Origin of the sequence: Prevotella sp. CAG:592, assembly GCF_000436015.1 — a bacterium.
Taxonomy (GTDB): Bacteria; Bacteroidota; Bacteroidia; order Bacteroidales; family Bacteroidaceae; genus Prevotella; species Prevotella pectinovora.
This window is the reverse complement of record NZ_FR892637.1, coordinates 913-19097: the sequence shown is the minus strand read 5'-3', so window position 1 is coordinate 19097 and position 18185 is coordinate 913. Positions and strand designations below refer to the sequence as shown.

Sequence of the window (18185 nt, the reverse complement as noted above, 5' to 3'; positions counted from 1 at the left end):
AAGCGGAAAGCCGCCTGACAAATCCGTTCTTCTGAAAAAAGACTGCAAGCAGTTGTAAAATATTACATTGAATGGTCTGATTACCGCTTTGGGTCAAACCAGGAACATTATTATCACCTGGGCAATGATAACCCTGACAAACATGCCGAGAGGATAAACCGAAGTGTAGGCCACTGATGCCCTGTCGCCCTTGATGGTCTCGTTGGCGTAGCTCAATGCCATAGGGTTTGCCATGGCTCCGCAAAGCAGACCGCAGATAGTGCCGAAGTCAAATTTCTTGGTCTTCAGGGCTATCACTCCAATGATGATAAGCGGCAGAACGGTGAGCAGGAATCCCACTCCCACCCACAGCAGTCCTTCAGGACGGATTATCGTGGCGAAGAAATCCTTGCCGGCAGCAAGTCCGAGACAGGCGAGATAGAGCGACAGTCCGAATTTGCGCAGCATAAGCGATGCCGAACGTGTGGTGTAGCTGATGAAATGCGCTCTCGAGCCTAACGCTCCGATGATGATTCCCATAATGATCGGACCTCCGGCAATGCCGAGCTTCACCGGTGTGCTCATGCCTGGGATGGAGAACGGTATCATGCCGACAGCCAGACCCAGCAACAGTCCGAAGAAGATGGCACTGAGGTTTGGCTCGTTGAGATCCTGTATGGCGTTGCCGAGGAACGATGCGGCATGGTTGATGTTGTCTGGTGTACCTACTACCGTTACGCGGTCGCCATACTGCAGATGCAGGGAGTCGGTGGCAAGGAGCTTGATGTCGCCACGCATCACGCGGCTGATGTTTACCCCGTATATCTGTCGCATGTGGAGCGAACCGAGGGGCTTGCCGTTCAGCTTCGTGCGTGTCATCACCACCACACGGCTCTCCACCGAGGAGTCGATGGCATTCCAGTCGATATGGTCGCGGTTCCAGTTCTTTTCCACCCTCTTGCCGAAGAGCACCTCCATGGCAGACACCTCGTCGCGCCTTGTCACCACGAGCACGTTGTCGCCAGACTGGATAATAGTGGAGGCATTGGGAACGATGACGTCATCGCCACGCCAGATACGAGACACGATGAAGTGGTTGTGGGTCATCTGCGACACCTTAGCCAGCGTCTTGCCGGCAATGGCAGGATTTACTACCACGAACTGACCGACAAAGGTCTGGTCTTCATCATTTGCATTGTGAGGCTGCAGGTCGTCGGGAGTGACGAAGAACTTGCGCAGCAGTATCATAGCGAAAATCACTCCCACTACACCGAGGGGATATGTAACGGCGCATCCCAGGGCAGCACCGCTACTCGACAGGTGTGCATTGGACAGAGCCTGCTGGGCAGCTCCCAAGGCTGGGGTGTTGGTGGTGGCTCCGCAGAGTATTCCCACCATATCCGGCACGCTGACCGGCAGCACGAGGCACAAAGAGAGTGCCATCACCGTGCACAGGGCTATCAGCGCCATGCTCCACGCATTGAGCGACACGCCGTCATGACGCATCATGCCGATAAAGTTGGGACCTACATGAAGACCGAGCGCATATACAAACAGCGACAAGCCGAGCGTCTCGGCAAAATTCAGCATCTCTGGGGATGCCGAGAGATGCAGACTACCTGCCACGATGCCGATGAAGAAGACAAATGCCACACCAAGGGATATTCCTCTGATGTGGATCTTGCCGAGGGCTAGTCCTAATGACACAATAAGGGACAACACGACAATGCTCTGCACGGCAGAGTGTATCGTGAAAAGACTTTCAATCCATTCCATTTTTGCTTTCTTAAAACCTGTTGTTATGTAACAGAAATCTCTCTGGGCTGCAAAGGTAATGGAAATTTTCCGATTTGAGTGTAAAACGGTAATGCTTTTTGAAATAATGGTTTATGGTGACGAGTTGACAAGGTGACAAGATGACAAGATGACAAGATGAAGAGGACAAATAAATCCGCTGACCCAAGATACGAGGTGACGAGGACAGAAGAGTTGAGAAGATACGAGGTGGCGTTGCACAAACCTTATAAAACGAAAAAAGGAAGCCTCTTAAAGACTTCCTCTTCTGGGTGGCTGGTGGGGCTCGAACCCACGACATTCAGAACCACAATCTGACGCTCTAACCAACTGAACTACAGCCACCATGTAAAACGCTTAGTGTTTCAAAGCGAGTGCAAAGGTACGTGATTTATTTGAAACTTCCAAATATTTCACGTACTTTTTTGCTTTTTTCTTTATTTTCCCTGTGCCGGAGCTACTGGAGCTGCTGCTGGAGCACCCTGCTGAGCTGCTGGAGCTGCCTTCTGGGCGCCCTGTGCCGGAGCTGCCTTCTGGGCTGCGCCGAAGCCTTGCACGTTGTTAGGATTTGTCTGTGGAGCCTCTGTAGCGTTCTCCATCACGCTCTGTGAGCCATCTGCCTGAGGAGCAGTATATGCGCAAACCACGCTGAAAACAACCAATGAGATTGCCAGTCCCCATGTAGCCTTCTCAACGAAGTCTGTGGTCTTGCGTACACCCATGATTGAATTTGATGAAGAGAAGTTTGATGCCAGACCACCTCCCTTAGACTCTTGTATCAGGACGATAGCTATCATCAGCACTGCTGCCAAAACGATAAGAATTAAGAATAATGTGTACATTTTCTTTTGTTATTTGTATTTATTATTTATTATTAATTTCTCCAAGAAGCGAATTTGGTCTGCAAAGTAAACATTTTTTTTTGGATATTTCAAATTTAATCGCTTAATAATTTCCAAAGCCTTTGAATATTGTCCTTGTTTTATGTAAATTCGCGCCAAAGTCTCGGTAAAGACCCCTTCATCGCCATCATTTTCCTCTGTCTTGTCGTATTCTTCGGGTGGACTGTCGGGAGCGTCAGTCAGTTCTATCTTCCCTCCCTCGTTGTTGATGAAGTTGTCTATGAGGTCTTGTCCCTTCATGTGGGGATTGGCCTTCTCTGCCTCTTTTTCCGCCTCGCTCTCTGTTTCGAGCAGGTATGACACATAGTCTACTGCAGCGTCTGCCGGAGTGGGCTTGCGTCGTGGCGCCGAGTTGTCCGTCTCGTCGCCATCGTCGGGCAGGGTGTCGAGGAATTGGTCGATGAGCGATATCGTACGGCTCTCGCCTTCCTCTGAATGGTATTTTTTCTGTGTCTTCTCCTCGGCATTGCGCAGCTTGTAGTGGGCAGCCTCAACGAGTTTGAAGACAACACGGCGGTCGGTGAAATACACCGATGCCTTTCTGAGTTCCTCGTCGAACGACTGGCTGTGGAGCACATACAGATTCTGGAGCATGAGCAGCCTCGCCGTCTGGTAATATGGATACAGGGCCACGAGGGAACGCAGGTCGTACAGCGTTTCCTTGTCCATCATCTCCGGGTGTTTTATCAGTTGCCCTAAATCCATATTCTTGTCGTCGGTAGTTTTATCTTGTTAATATATAGGTCTTTGTTATATCTTGCCGGTTTGTCACATCCTACCAGTTTGCCACTGTAGCGTTGAAGATCTGGTCGGTGATGTCTTTCACCATCTGCGTCACACATTCCTCTTGTACGGAGTTGAGCGACTGGCGGCTGTCGTAGGTGGTGGTGGCAGTGAACTGTCTTTCGAAGTCCTCGCTATGGTTGGCGTTGTTTGTGAACCTCACGTTTACCGTCATTGAGAGTTCCACCTGTGCCGACTCTCCCTGTGCCGTAACTGCCTTGTTTCGCTGTGAGTATTGGGTAATCTCTCCCTCCACTTTCAGGTCGCCGTTTCTCTTCACCTGTATGAGTCTGGTATGGTTGGCATACTGGTCTTTCAGCTGATTGTTGAAGATGCTCGCCATCGGTCCCCACACATAGCTTGAGCGTATCGGGAAGTCGGCGATCTGTATCGTCTTGGTTTTGTTGTAGTCGATGCTCGCTCCATTGAACTTATACGACACGCTGCATGCCGTGATCACCATGGCGATGATTGCCACGGCAATGGTCATTACACCTTTATTATATACGGAGAGTCTGCGGCTCTCTTTGTTTCTTGATTTCATTGTCTTCACACTATGGTTATTTGTCGAGTCCATACTGTCTGATTCTTCTATACAGAGTGCGGTCTGAGATTCCCAGTTCCTGCGCCGCCTTCTTCCTGTTTCCGCCGTTCTTTTCGAGGGCTTTCTCCAGCATGTGGCGTCCCACGTTCTCCAGGTTCAGGCTTTCAGGTTCAGAAATCTCCTCTGCCACGGCATCCTGTACGGAGGGTTCGATTGTCTGCCTGCTGTTGACATCACCATGCTGATGCGGAATGATGGCTGGCACAGTATCTGAACTGTCGAAATGCTCCAGCCGGCGTGGTGCGTCGGAATGTCCCCCATCCACTTTCTTCTTCAGTTCATCCACCTCTCTTCTGAGGTCGGCCACGGTACCTCTCAGTTCATAGAGGATTTTGTACAGCAGGTCGCGCTCGCTCTCATACGAGTGATGTTCTCCGCTGCCGCCGTTTCCTCCCATGGCAACGAGCTGCGTCGTCTCCGGGTCTTGCGGGATGTAATGCAGCAGAGTCTCTGCCGTTATCAGCCTTTGCTGCGAGAGCACCGACATCTGTTCCGTGATGTTCTTCAGCTGTCTCACGTTTCCGGGCCACTTGTATTTGAGCATCATAGCCTGAGCCTGTTCGTCGAGCGTTATCTTCGGGAAGTTGTATTTCTCCGCCATCTGCATGGCAAAGAGTCTGAAGAGCAGCAGGATGTCGTTGCCACGGTCGCGCAGCGGCGGCATCTGCACCGGGATGGTGTTCAATCTGTAGTATAGGTCTTCTCTGAAGCGTCCCTGGCTCACCGCCTTGCGCATATTCACATTGGTGGCGGCTACGATGCGCACGTCGGTCTTCATTATCTTCTGACCTCCCACACGGATATACTCTCCCGTTTCTAACACTCTCAGCAGCCTTGCCTGTGTGGCAAGCGGCAGCTCCCCCACTTCGTCGAGGAATATGGTGCCCTTGTTTGCCACTCCGAAATATCCTTCGCTCTCTCCTATGGCTCCTGTGAAGGAACCTTTCTCATGGCCGAAGAGTTCGCTGTCGATGGTGCCTTCCGGTATGGAACCGCAGTTTATGGCGAAGTATTTCTCCCGTCGTCGTGGCGAGTTGTCATGAATTATCCTCGGTATAATCTCCTTTCCCACGCCGCTCTCTCCGATTATGAGCACAGACAAGTCTGTCGGCGCCACCTGCAAGGCGACGTCGAGCGCACGGTTCAACGCATCGCAGTTTCCCACGACGTTATAACGTTGCTTTATTTTCTGAAGATCTGATGTATTCATATAATTGCGACAAAATTACACAATAAAATCCACTCTTCGGCAGTGTGTTTTGTTTTTTTGTCTTTTTATTACTTTTTTGTTCTTTCCATCTTTATCAGCATCAAGCCGATTGCCGTCCATATCAGCTCCCTTATCCTCACTATCAGCGCCACGAAGATGCCGCTGCTTGCCGCCATGGCGAGTCCCGACGCCGAGAGCATGAATCCTCCCTCACGGCCTCCGAGCTGCAGCGGGATGAAGAAGAGGAGGTTGGCGAAAAGCGACGTGAACGCCAGGATTATGACGCACGACGGATAGCTCACCTCCGGCATTATCACGAGCAGCACGAACATTATCTCGAAGCTGGACAGGAAACGGCAAAGCAGTTCGAGAACCACTGCCGAAACGAACGACACGGGATTCTGCTTGTGGAGCGCCGCTATCTGGGTGTCTATCTCCCGGAGTTTGTCGCCCTGCTTCTCCATCAGGCGGCGTGCCCATTTTCCCATCCACGGCATCTTGCTCAGCCATCGTGTGAGCATCATGGCGAGACCTTTCTTGTATCCGCGCATGAAGAACCAGATGCCGAGCATGCAGAATGCCGTCGTCAGAGCGAGTATCACGGCGATGGGCATCGTAGGAGACTGCGTGATGAGATATATGCCCACGGAGAGCAGCCAGAACCAGAAGTGGCTGAAGATATGGGTCATCACATAGAGGATGACCGACGAGGAGGCTCTCTCCGTTCCGATTTTCGGTGCCAACTCCATAATGCGGTATGCCTCGCCGCCCATCAGTCCGCCGGGTGTGGCATAGTTGAGGGCGAAGCCTGACACCGTGACTTTATACAGCCACCAGAATGAGAACGGTGTCTTGTCTTTGCCGCTGCCGCCCTGACGAATGATGACATACCACGACAGGGTGTTTATGACATATAGTCCGAGCCAGAGCGCCACGACGGCAAAGAACCAGTATCCTGCTCTCTGCAATCCGCTCCACACCTCTCTGAAGTCGAGCTGCGTCACCATTATGACGAGCACCACGAGTCCGAAGACGAAGAAACCGTTTTGGTATTTCTTGCTCATCTATGGAGTTCTCCTATACTTCTGTCACTCTGCCGCAGGAGCCTTTGGTTTCTGCTTCGGCACAGCGAATCTCACTTTCTCGCTGTCGTCTCTTCTCTCATGATACAGTTTCTTGAGAGGATCCTGCAGCGGTTCGTCGTAGTTGATGCGGTTTCTGAATATGTCGATGGCATCGTAGACAGCCTGACGGAAAGACGCCTCATCGGCAACGCCCTTTCCGGCGATTTCATACGCCGTGCCATGGTCTGGCGATGTGCGCACGATAGGCAGTCCGGCAGTGATGTTCACTCCCTCGTCGCCCACGATGGTCTTGAAAGGAGCCAGTCCCTGGTCGTGATACATGGCGAGCACTCCGTCGAATGCCGTGTATGTGCCATGACCGAAGAATCCGTCGGCGGCGAATGGCCCGAAGACGTCAATACCGGCATCTGACAGTTCTTCTATTGCCGGCTTGATTACCGTCTCTTCTTCCGTGCCTATCACTCCGCCGTCACCGGCATGAGGATTCAGCGAGAGTACGGCGATACGTGGTGCCGACACGTTGAAGTCTCTCTTCAGCGCCTTGTTGAAAATGGTGCATTTCTCCACTATCGCCTCCTTGGTTATCGCCTGTGCGATGTCCTTTATCGGCAGATGGGTGGTGACGAGCGCCACTCTCAGCTGTCTTCCGGCAAGAATCATGAGTGCCTTCTGGCCCTCTCCCACTTTCTCCTCGATATACTCGGTATGTCCGCAGAAATGGAATCCTTCGCCCTGTATGTCGTTCTTGTTTATCGGTGCGGTGACGAGCACGTCGTAGCCTCCGCCTGCAAAACCTTCCATCGCCCTGTCGAGGGCTTTCAGCGCAGCCATTCCGGCTTCTTTGGTCGGCATTCCCATATCCACCTTCACGTCTTCGTCGAAGGCGGTGAGCAGATTCACCTTTCCGTCTACGGCATCCTCCACCTTATTTATTATAGTGAAGTTTGCCTGTATGCCGAGTGCGTTGCGATGGTATGCCGCCACCTTTGGCGAACCGTATATTATCGGTGTGCAGAGTTCAAGCATCGTCGGTTCGGCGAAGGTCTTGAAAATCACCTCATATCCTATTCCGTTAGTGTCGCCGTGTGTTATGGCGACTCTTATCTTTCTATCTTCCATTGCTGTGTATATTCTGTTTTGTAAGTATCTGGTATAGTAGTTTTCTTATTCCTCCCCACCGTCTTCCTGCATGCGCTTGGTGCTGAGCAGTCCGCAGGCTGCCCAGATGTCCTGTCCGCGGCTCGCCCGAATGGTGGTGAACACGCCGTGTTTGGTGAGATAGTCGCGAAACGATGCCATCTTCTCATCACTCGCTCCATGCAGGTCCACATTCGGTATCTGATGGAAGCGGATGAGGTTGACCCGGCATTCCAGTCCTTCCACGAGTTTCACGATCTCTCTGGCATGCAACATAGAGTCGTTGAGTCCTCCGAACACGATATATTCGAACGAGAGTCTGCGCTGGTGGGTGAAGTCATACTGGTGCATGAGCGCCACCACGTCTTTTATCGACATTCCCTTCTCTGCCGGCATCAGCATGGCGCGCTGTTCGGGTATCGGCGAATGCATGCTTATCGCCACATGGCAGTCGCTCTCGTCGAGGAATCTCTTCAGCTTGTTTTTCACTCCCACGCTGCTCACGGTGATTCTCTTCGGACTCCAAGCGAAGCCATAGTCGGCGGTGAGCACCTGCGTCACTCTCAACACATTGTCGAGATTGTCCATCGGTTCTCCCTGCCCCATGAACACCACGTTGGTCAGCTTCTCCCTTTCGGGCAGCGAATATATCTGGTTCAGTATGTCGGCAGCGGTGAGGTTACCCTCGAAACCCTGCTTTCCGGTCTGGCAGAAGAGGCAGTTCATCTTGCATCCCACCTGCGACGACACGCAGAGCGTAGCCCTGTCGCCATCGGGGATATACACCGTCTCCACAAACTTTCCGCTTGCCGTGGGGAAGAGGTATTTTATCGTTCCGTCAACAGACTTCTGACAGTCTATCGGATCCATGCCGCCCACCTCATAGCGGGCTTTCAGCTTCTCCCTGTTAGCCTTCGATAAGTTTGTCATCTCGTCGATGTCGCGCACTCCTTTCCCATAGAGCCATTTTGCAATCTGTGCTCCGGTGAATGCCGGCATCCCGAGTTCCTTAGCCGCATTTTTCAGCTCATCGAGCGTCATTGCGACAAGCGGTGTCTTGTTTTCTGCCATTTGTTTTTATCGTGTATTTACGTCTTGTTCTGATTTGCAAACTTACTAATAAATTCTGACATGCACAAGATTTTCACACAAATCCATATCGGTTTACGGCAGAATAGCGCAACATTCCATTACGGACTACCGGCATCTGCCCTGACTGCCTGTTCCGCGGATGAAGAAAGAAGTGTATCTGATGAACATTGGGGATGTTTAGTGACGGCGAAAAAAAATAACTTGGTATGATTTGAGCCTCATATTTCTTGAGATCTTTTCTTCATTCAAAGAGGGAATATAGCGGGCTATATGCACGATGGGAAGGATGAAACTTGCCAAAAGATAAGGTTGACACCATATTAAAATGTTACATTTTTTACTAAAATCACGCCAAATTGTTATTACACTACCATTTAAAGTGTTCTTTTGTGCGCTTTTTTTTGTACAATATAGCCTAATATACAGAAAAAGCACACTTTTTATTAAAAAAAATTATTTAAATAACGTATATTTGCAAAAAACAAACCTATACAAACCATAATAATAAATGCATCACCAATTTGGGCATTTGGCGTTTTAGCCATGCCACAAGCAAAACAAGTCATCCTCTCTGACGTAAAAGATCACTCGGGACCACATAACTTTTAGTACCACCTATCGAATACGAAATGCGATATCACATTCAACAACAAATAAAATATGGAGGGAACAATTATGAAAAGAATTTTACCGGTAATCTTTATGCTCATTACAAGCATCACCGTCTTCGCACAGGAAGACACAAGGATGCTGAAAGAAGGGAGAAGCTGGAAGGTATTGGAAATGTTTTGTGATCGTCCTAAATACGAAACTTATACAGTTTCGGGGGATACTGTAATAAACGGCAAGACATGGAAGAAGATATTAAAAGACTACCAAAGAAACGACCACAAGTCGAGCTACACCACCGCAGCTTATGAGGAAGGCGGAAAGCTCTATGGCTTATTGGGCGACACCCCGTTCTTAATGCTTGATTTCAACAAGCAAAAGGGCGATTATCTTTACGAAGGAGTAACTTACGGACCTGTAGTCACCGATGTTGACTACATCACAGTCAACGGAGTAACCCGCAAACGTATCACTTTCTCTGAAAGTGGATCGGACGAATACATATGTTGGGTAGAGGGTATTGGAGCGACGATGGCAATATGGTCTGGCGAAAGTGCGCTCACAAGCCATATGGAATACTTTCTTGAGTGTTACGATGACGGCAAACTGATATTCTCATATTCCGACTTCGGCAGACCCATGTCCGTCGACTGCATATCACAAGACAAAACGAAGAGCGGAGTGAAATATTCCATCAACGGAATGAAGCTCCAGAATGAGCCAGAGAAAGGCATATATATCATGAACGGAAAGAAGTTCAGAAAATAAGACTTGCCGTTTTATTTCATAAAACATCGTTCAACCCAAATCGGTCTTGATGACTGGTTTGGGTTGATTGTTTTAACCCCAAACGGTCATTATGCCGTTTGATATTATATTTGACAACTGCTTGCAGCAAAACAGTCATTATGCCGTTACCCATAAACCCAAATACAGAAAGCCAACCGTTATAATTGTCAACAAATTCCGCTGAATGTTTTTTTATCCGCAAGTTTTACACTACCTTTGTATAATAATCCTTACAACAATGCTGCTGGAGGTGCTCCACACTTCGCCAAGGCAATGGAAGCATGGCGCAGGAAGGAGCATCACAACGGTCTTGCCCGCCAATGGGAAAGTCTGCTGCAGTAAGAAGGATTTCTACAAACAATAACGAACAAACACCGGAAGCGCAACAAGCAACCGGCAATACAGATTATGAAAATAAGCACACTGATAACGGCAGCGATTGCCCTGGCTGCCACCTGCCCGGCAACGGCACAAGAGACAAAGACCGTGAAACTGAGAATTCTCGAGACGAGCGACGTCCACGGCAGTTTCTTCCCCTACGACTTCATAGAGCGGAGAGACGCCAAGGGATCGCTGGCAAGGGTCAGCTCATACGTGAACAGACTGCGACAGGAGTATGGCGACAACGTGATACTGCTCGACAACGGTGACATCCTGCAAGGTCAGCCCACATGCTACTACTACAACTATGTGGCTACCGACAAGCGCAACATCGTGTCGGACATTCTGAACTATATGCGATACGACGCCGCCACCTTCGGCAACCATGACGTAGAGACCGGTCACAGCGTGTATGACAAATGGATTGGCGAGATGAACGCACCTGTGCTGGGCGCCAACATCATCGACACCGCCACCGGAAAACCATACGTGAAGCCATACACCATCATAGAGCGCGACGGAGTGAAAATCGCCGTGATAGGAATGCTGACACCTGCCATACCGAGCTGGCTCGGCGAGAAACTATGGAAGGGACTGCGCTTCGACGGCATAGAGAAGTCGGCAAAGGAATGGATAGCACGGCTGAGAGAGACGGAGCGTCCCGACGTGGTGGTGGGACTGTTCCACAGCGGATGGAACGGCGGAATAGAAAACGCTGACTACACCGAGGACGAGACGGAGAACACGGCGAAAAACGTGGATGGCTTCGACATCCTCTTCTTTGGCCACGGCCACCACGCAAGGAAGGCGGTGGTGAAGAATGCGGCAGGAAGAGAGGTGTTGTGTCTCGACCCTTCGTGCAACGCCGTGAACATTGCCGACGCTGAAGTGGAGATAACGCTGCGCGACGGCAAGGTGGCAGAGAAGAAGATAACCGGTGAGGTGCGCGACATCTGCAACGAACCCGTTGACTCGGCGTATATGGCCCACTTCGCCAAGGAAATCGACGAGATAAAGGGATTCATCAATGCCCCCATCGGCGAACTTGCCGACACGATATACACCCGCGACAGCTTCTTCGGCAATTCGGCTTTCACCGACCTCATCCACAACCTGCAGTTGGCGATAACAAATGCCGACGTGTCGTTCAACGCTCCGCTGCAGTTCAACACGAAGCTCAACAAGGGCAAAATCCTGATGAGCGACATGTTCAAGCTATACAAATTCGAGAACAACATCTGTGTGCTGAGAATGACGGGCGAGGAGATAAAGAACTATCTCGAAATGAGCTATGCCCTGTGGACAAACCAGATGAAATCGCCCGACGACCATATCATGCTAATCGACGAGAGGAACACCGGTGACATGCAGAAGTTCGGATTCAAGAACTTCACCTTCAACTTCGACTCCGCCGCCGGAATAAACTATGAGGTGGACGTGACGAAACCGGAGGGCAAGAAGGTGAAGATACTGAGGATGTCTGACGGCAAGCGTTTCAATGCCAAGAAATGGTATCGGGTGGTGATGAACAGCTATCGGGCAAACGGCGGCGGCGAACTGCTGACCAGAGGTGCCGGAATAGCAAAGGAGGAACTGCCGGGACGCACTGAATACGAGAGCAAGCTCGACATGCGCCACTATCTCGCAGAAAAGATAAAGAGCGAGGGAACGATATATGCCAAGCCTAACAAGAACTGGCGTTTCGTGCCGGAGAAATGGACAAAGCCGGCACTCGAACGCGACAGAAAACTGATATTCAAAAGATAAAACAGGAGACTGTTACTCAAAAGACAAAAGAATGGAAAAACTGTTTTTCGTCTTCTGCAAAGGAGACCTGATGCTCGAAAAGCTGCCCGACGGCACTTACACCATACCCTACGGCGAGAACGCCCCCACGGAGACGAAACCGTGGACAAACATGATGAACGTGAGTCCGCTGGGCGACACGGCGGTCTGCACATACTCCATCGACCATCCCGTGACCGACAATCCGAGATATGAGATGTGCGGACTGCGCCAGAGCTACTACAAGATAACCAAGGAACTGTATCTCAAGGCCGGAAAATGCGAAGAACTGCTGTATTGGGACCAGAACACCAAGTTCTGCGGCGTATGCGGTTCGCCGATGAAAATGCATACCGACATCAGCAAGCGCTGCACGGAATGCGGCAAGGAGGTGTGGCCCCAGCTCGCCACGGCTATTATCGTGTTGATACACAAGGGCGACGAGGTATTGCTCGTGCATGCCAGAAACTTCAAGTCCAACTTCATGGGACTCGTGGCTGGATTCGTTGAAACGGGAGAGACACTCGAAGAGGCGGTACACCGCGAAGTGAAGGAGGAGACAAACCTCGAAATCACAAACCTGCGCTATTTCAGTTCGCAGCCCTGGCCTTATCCCTGCGGACTGATGGTGGGCTTCAATGCCGACTACGTGAGCGGAGAGATAAAACTGCAGACCTCGGAGCTGGCCCGCGGAGCATGGTTCCGCAAGGACAACCTGCCCACCATCCCCGAAAAGCTGAGCATAGCCCGCAAACTCATCGACGCATGGCTCGAAGGAGAGAAGGACAACGGAATGAAATAAGGAACAACAAACAAAAAAAAACAATTTATACACACCATGATAATAAAGACAGACTGTTTTCTGCCATGCGCCGACATCGAGGCCGTGATGCCTACGGTGAACCAGCTGAGAGAATGCAGGGCAGTGAAACACATAAACTTGCTCGTTTCGCATGACTTCGCCATGAAAAACGCTGCTCCCGAGGGATGTGCAATGATTGTCGTAGACAACATCATGTCGTCGGCAACGATGATAAGCATCGCCGAGAATACCGACAGCGAATACACGATGATATACACCAAGTCCACACCGCTGACCATCGGACTCTATGCTCTGAGAAGGATGATCCGGGTGGCTGCCGAGACCAATGCGGCAATGGTATACAGCGACCACTATTCTGTGGAGAACGGCAACACCGTGGCACACCCCGTGATAGACTATCAGGCGGGCAGCCTGCGCGACGACTTCGACTTCGGAAGCGTGATGCTCTTCAAGAGCAGGCTGATAAAGGAATATGCCGCCGCTAACGCTGATGCCGACTACATGTATGCCGGCTTGTACGACCTGCGCCTGTTCATAAGCAGAAACGGTTCCATCTTCCATCTCAACGAATATCTCTATACAGAGGAGGAGAGCGACACCCGCACAAGCGGCGAGAAGCAGTTCGACTATGTCAACCCGCGCAACCGTGAGGTGCAGGTGGAGATGGAAAAAGCCGTCACGGCGCATCTCAAGGAGGTGGGAGCATTCATCGACACCGCCGGATATGAGACTCCTGACTTCAACGAGCAGCAGTTCGCATGCGAGGCATCGGTGATAATACCGGTCAGAAACCGTGAGAAGACGATTTGCGATGCCGTGGACAGCGCATTGGCACAGAAGACGAAATTCAGATTCAACGTCATCGTGGTAGACAACCACTCCACCGACAACACTACGACTCTCCTGGAAGAATATGCCGCAAAACATGCTGACCCTTCAAAGCCCCAGCTCATACACATCGTGCCTGAGCGTACCGACCTCGGCATCGGTGGATGCTGGAATGTGGCGGTGAACGACAGCAGATGCGGAAAATTCGCCGTGCAGCTCGACAGCGACGACCTCTATTCGTCTGAAAACACGCTGCAGACTATCGTAGACGAATTCCACAAGCAGCATGCAGCAATGATCATCGGAAGCTACCGCATGTGTGACTTCAACCTCAACACGCTGCCGCCAGGACTGATAGACCATGCTGAATGGACCGACGACAACGGATGCAACAACGCCCTGCGCATCAACGGACTGGGAGCGCCCCGCGCTTTCTTCACGCCGCTGCTCAGGCAGTTGCAGTTCCCCAACACGAGCTACGGCGAAGACTATGCCATGGCGCTCGCCTTCTGCCGCCGCTACAGGATTGGCAGGATTTTCTCCGAACTGTATCTCTGCCGCCGATGGGGCGGAAACAGCGATGCCGCTCTGAGCATAGAGAAGGTGAATGCCAACAACTTATACAAGGACAGAATCAGAACAATAGAGCTCTCTGCCAGACAGCAGATAGAGAAGGGAATGATGGACTTCAGCGACGACAGTTCGCTCCACCGCTTCTTCAACAGACAGATGGAGCAGTGGGACCTGGCAAGGGAGAACTTTCGCGACCTTCACAATGTGGAGCAGCGCCAGCTCAACAGCGAAGGCAACAACATCATCGTGCAGTTCAATCCGGCACGCATCGTCTCCACAGGGGCAAGGATAGACAAGAAGAGCCTGGAGAAGCGTCCGTGCTTCCTCTGCCGCAAAAACCGTCCTGAGGAACAGATGTCGAAGACTGTCGACAAGGACTTCGAACTGCTCGTTAACCCCTACCCTATCCTGCCGGCACATTTCACGATACCCAAGCTCACCCACCAGCCACAGGCAATATACCACAACTACAGCGAGATACACCGTCTGCTCACGCTGTTCCCCAAGCTGATGGTGTTCTACAACGGTCCGAAATGCGGAGCGTCGGCTCCCGACCATTGTCATTTCCAGGCCGGCACGAGCGGACTGCTGCCGCTGCAGACGGGATGGCAACGCTATTGCCGCAACATGACGGAGATATCCACCAACAACGACGGCGAGAGCATTTCCGTGATAAACGAATATCCTTCGCCGGCACTGCTCATCCGCAGCAAGAGTCTGAAGGGTGACGCCGAACTGTTCAAATTCGTTTACAAGGCGCTGCCAATGGCAAAGGACGACTATGAGCCGATGATGAACATCGTGAGCTGGAGAAACGGCGACGAATATCTCTCGGTGGTATTCCCTCGCCGCCGCCACCGTCCGGCATGCTATCCCGACCTGTCGGCTCCTGAGGCCGAGGGTTCGCTGATGATCAGTCCGGGAGCTCTCGACATGGCTGGAATGATAATAACGCCGCGAGAGGCCGACTTCAAGAGTCTCACGGCAGAGAAGGCGATAGAAATACTGCGTGAGGTGAGCCTCAACGACGAGGAGTTTGCCTCTGTGATAAAGAAGATAAAGGAGAATGCCAACAAACCTTCGGCAGCGAGCATAATATGTCCCAAGCGCCGCGAGCCCAACGTTCACGTGGGAATAGTGAGCGGCGAGAGGATTGAGTTCTCGCTCAACGGCGAGTATTCTGCCAAGGGTGAGATAATCACCGGCAGACAGGTGGTGGAATTCTCTGAGGGTGGAATATTGTGGAACGGCAACCAATACCGCGAACTCTGTTTCTCACCGAAGACCGACAAGGCGTCGTTCTCGCTCTTCGACGTGACCATCGGTGTGAACTTCCACTGGGAGCGCAAGGAGACACAGACCTTCCAGGGAGAACTGAACCTCGTGGTGGAGGCCGACAAGATATGTGCCATAAACAGTCTGCCTGTGGAGAAATATCTCGAAAGCGTGATCTCAAGCGAGATGAGCGCCACATCGAGTCTGGAACTGCTCAAGGCTCACGCCGTAATCTCCCGCTCATGGCTGCTCGCACAGATGAAGAAGAGGATGGAAGTGGCTGAGAGCGGCAACAACTTCTTCTCGTTTGTCAAGAAGGACGACATGCTCATCCGCTGGTACGACCGCGAAGACCACACCATATTCGACGTGTGTGCCGACGACCACTGCCAGCGCTATCAGGGAATAACGAAGGAAACGTCGCCTCACGTGGCACAGGCGATAAAGCTGACGAGAGGACAGATTCTCATGAACGGCAACGACATCTGCGACGCCAGGTTCTCGAAATGCTGCGGTGGAGTGAGCGAGGAGTTCCAATACTGCTGGGAGGATGTGTCAAAACCTTATCTCATCGCCGTCAGGGATACCGAGGGCGGAATGAAGGACGGCGGCGAAAGCGTGCCCGACCTCACCATCGAGGAGAATGCCGAGAAATGGATAAGGACGAGTCCGGAGAGCTTCTGCAACACCAGCGATGCCAAGGTGCTCTCTGAGGTGCTCAACGACTACGACCAGGAGACTGCCGACTTCTACCGCTGGCACGTCACTCTGACTCAGCAGAAGCTGAAGAGTCTGCTGGATGAGAAACTGAAGATGAACCTCGGCGACATCATCGACCTCAAGGCGGTGGAACGCGGAAAGAGTGGTAGGATAAGCAAACTGCTGATCGTGGGCACCGAACGCTCGTTCACCATCGGCAAGGAACTGGAGATAAGACGCGCCCTGAGCGACTCTCACCTCTATAGCTCGGCATTCGTGGTAGACCGCAAAGACATCGGCAGCGACGGTGTGCCGCAGCGGTTCGAACTCACGGGAGCCGGATGGGGACACGGTGTGGGACTGTGTCAGATAGGTGCTGCCGTGATGGGAGAAAAGGGTTTCGACTACCGTCAGATTCTACTCCACTACTATCGCAACGCCGAGATAAAGGATATTTATTGAAAACAACGAAACGAAAATGAAGACTAAAACATCTCCGTGGGCATGGGTGCCCACCCTATATTTCGCCGAGGGACTGCCAAACGCCATCGTGACGGGTCTCTCCGTGGTGATGTATATGCAAATGGGACTCACCGATACTGAGGTGGGTCTCTTCACCGGATGGCTGGCTCTGCCGTGGGTGATAAAACCGCTGTGGAGCCCGTTCATCGACCTCCTGAAGACCAAGCGCTGGTGGGTGCTCGCCATGCAGATGCTCATCGGCAGCGCATTGGCTGGCATAGCGTTCAGCATACCTACGGCATTCTGGTTTCAGGCCACCATGTGCCTGTTCTTCATCATCGCCTTCTGCAGCGCCACCCACGACGTGGCTGCCGACGGGTTCTACATGATAGAACTCGACAACCACAACCAGGCAAAATACGTGGGGCTCAGAAACACGTTCTACAGACTCGCAATAATCTTCGTCAACGGCATTCTCGTGTCGCTCGCCGGAGTGCTGCAGGTGGTGTTCCGCAATCAGATAAAATTCTCGTGGGCTCTGATATTCTATGGGCTCGCCGGACTGTTCCTGGGAATGTGGCTGCTCCACTGCCGCACTATGCCGAAACCTGCAGATGACGCTCATACGCAACGCAGCATGACAGAGGTGGCTAACGAGATAAAGACGATGTTCACCACGTTTTTCAGCAAGTTCAAGGCTTCTGAAACGCTTTGCGTAATGCTCTTCCTGCTGCTATACAGATTTCCGGAGGCCTTGCTCAACACCATGACTAAGACATTCATCCTGCGCCCCAACTCCCAGGGCGGTCTGGGACTCTCGCCACAGGAATACGGACTCGCCAACGGCACGGTGGGACTGATCGGTCTGCTGCTCGGCGGAATCCTAGGCGGATATCTCGTGAGCCGCGACGGTATGAAGAAATGGCTGTGGCCGATGGTGTGTGCCATCACTCTGCCTGATGTGGTGTATATATATCTGAGCTATTCGCTCAACTCCGATCTCTTCGTAGTGTCGTCGTGTCTCTTCGTGGAACAGTTCGGATACGGACTGGGATTCACCGTGCTCACGCTCTACATGCTCTTCTACAGCCAGGGCAAGTTCAAGACCTCCCACTACTCCATCTGCACCGGAATATCATATCTCGGACTGATGCTCCCGGGCATGGTGTCGGGATATATGAAGGATATGCTGGGCTATCGCACGTTCTTCATCATCGTGATGCTCTGCTGCACCATCACGTTCCTCGTAACGGCATTCCTGAAGATAGACCCTGACTTCGGAAAGGAAACGTCTGAAGAGGAATGATAACACATTAAAATGACAACCCATCCTGACCTTCCCAAAGGGAAGGAACTGGTTAGTCCGAAATGAGTT

14 protein-coding genes and 1 tRNA gene are annotated in these 18185 nt (G+C 51.7%); 6 read left to right on the top strand and 9 right to left on the bottom strand.

Features of this window, described 5'->3' with window-relative positions:
• Window positions 1–93 precede the first annotated feature (93 nt).
• From QVO99_RS10920 to rlmN, 9 genes are all read right to left on the bottom strand, one after another.
• Complete coding sequence (locus QVO99_RS10920; protein WP_022317652.1) at window positions 94–1755, bottom strand: putative transporter; 1662 nt, start codon at window positions 1753–1755, stop codon at window positions 94–96.
• Between the two features lie 289 nt (window positions 1756–2044).
• Window positions 2045–2118: transfer RNA gene (locus QVO99_RS10915), tRNA-His, on the bottom strand.
• A gap of 92 nt (window positions 2119–2210) precedes the next feature.
• Window positions 2211–2615, bottom strand: coding sequence for a preprotein translocase subunit SecG (secG, locus tag QVO99_RS10910; RefSeq protein ID WP_022317651.1), 405 nt, complete (start codon window positions 2613–2615; stop codon window positions 2211–2213).
• Window positions 2616–2624: 9 nt separating this feature from the next.
• Window positions 2625–3380 carry a hypothetical protein gene (locus QVO99_RS10905; RefSeq protein ID WP_044064760.1) on the bottom strand — a complete coding sequence of 252 codons (756 nt, stop codon included), beginning with the start codon at window positions 3378–3380 and terminating at the stop codon, window positions 2625–2627.
• Window positions 3381–3450: 70 nt separating this feature from the next.
• Window positions 3451–3948, bottom strand: coding sequence for an LptE family protein (locus QVO99_RS10900; RefSeq protein ID WP_287073233.1), 498 nt, complete (start codon window positions 3946–3948; stop codon window positions 3451–3453).
• 70 nt (window positions 3949–4018) lie between these two features.
• Window positions 4019–5272: a sigma-54 interaction domain-containing protein gene (locus QVO99_RS10895; RefSeq protein ID WP_022317648.1), complete on the bottom strand. Its 1254-nt coding sequence runs from the start codon at window positions 5270–5272 to the stop codon at window positions 4019–4021.
• 68 nt (window positions 5273–5340) lie between these two features.
• On the bottom strand, window positions 5341–6336 hold the full coding sequence (locus tag QVO99_RS10890) for a lysylphosphatidylglycerol synthase transmembrane domain-containing protein (RefSeq protein WP_022317647.1): 996 nt from the start codon (window positions 6334–6336) through the stop codon (window positions 5341–5343).
• Between the two features lie 24 nt (window positions 6337–6360).
• On the bottom strand, window positions 6361–7476 hold the full coding sequence (gene pdxA, locus QVO99_RS10885) for a 4-hydroxythreonine-4-phosphate dehydrogenase PdxA (RefSeq protein ID WP_022317646.1): 1116 nt from the start codon (window positions 7474–7476) through the stop codon (window positions 6361–6363).
• 45 nt (window positions 7477–7521) lie between these two features.
• Window positions 7522–8565: a 23S rRNA (adenine(2503)-C(2))-methyltransferase RlmN gene (gene rlmN / locus QVO99_RS10880; RefSeq protein WP_022317645.1), complete on the bottom strand. Its 1044-nt coding sequence runs from the start codon at window positions 8563–8565 to the stop codon at window positions 7522–7524.
• Between the two features lie 696 nt (window positions 8566–9261).
• Between rlmN and QVO99_RS10875 the strand changes: the two genes are divergently transcribed.
• The 6 genes from QVO99_RS10875 (at window position 9262) to QVO99_RS10850 (ending at window position 18116) form a co-directional block, all read left to right on the top strand.
• The gene (locus QVO99_RS10875) at window positions 9262–9963 is read left to right on the top strand and encodes a hypothetical protein (protein ID WP_288177241.1); all 702 of its coding nucleotides are present in this window, start codon (window positions 9262–9264) and stop codon (window positions 9961–9963) included.
• A 237-nt stretch (window positions 9964–10200) separates the two neighbouring features.
• Window positions 10201–10326 (top strand): hypothetical protein, encoded by a 126-nt coding sequence (locus QVO99_RS10870; RefSeq protein WP_262503132.1) that lies wholly within the window; start codon window positions 10201–10203, stop codon window positions 10324–10326.
• 66 nt (window positions 10327–10392) lie between these two features.
• Window positions 10393–12132 (top strand): bifunctional metallophosphatase/5'-nucleotidase, encoded by a 1740-nt coding sequence (locus tag QVO99_RS10865; protein WP_022317643.1) that lies wholly within the window; start codon window positions 10393–10395, stop codon window positions 12130–12132.
• Between the two features lie 31 nt (window positions 12133–12163).
• Window positions 12164–12952 carry an NAD(+) diphosphatase gene (gene nudC / locus QVO99_RS10860; protein ID WP_022317642.1) on the top strand — a complete coding sequence of 263 codons (789 nt, stop codon included), beginning with the start codon at window positions 12164–12166 and terminating at the stop codon, window positions 12950–12952.
• A gap of 36 nt (window positions 12953–12988) precedes the next feature.
• Complete coding sequence (locus QVO99_RS10855) at window positions 12989–16810, top strand: DUF4922 domain-containing protein (RefSeq protein ID WP_022317641.1); 3822 nt, start codon at window positions 12989–12991, stop codon at window positions 16808–16810.
• Between the two features lie 16 nt (window positions 16811–16826).
• Complete coding sequence (locus QVO99_RS10850) at window positions 16827–18116, top strand: MFS transporter (RefSeq protein ID WP_022317640.1); 1290 nt, start codon at window positions 16827–16829, stop codon at window positions 18114–18116.
• Window positions 18117–18185 lie beyond the last annotated feature (69 nt).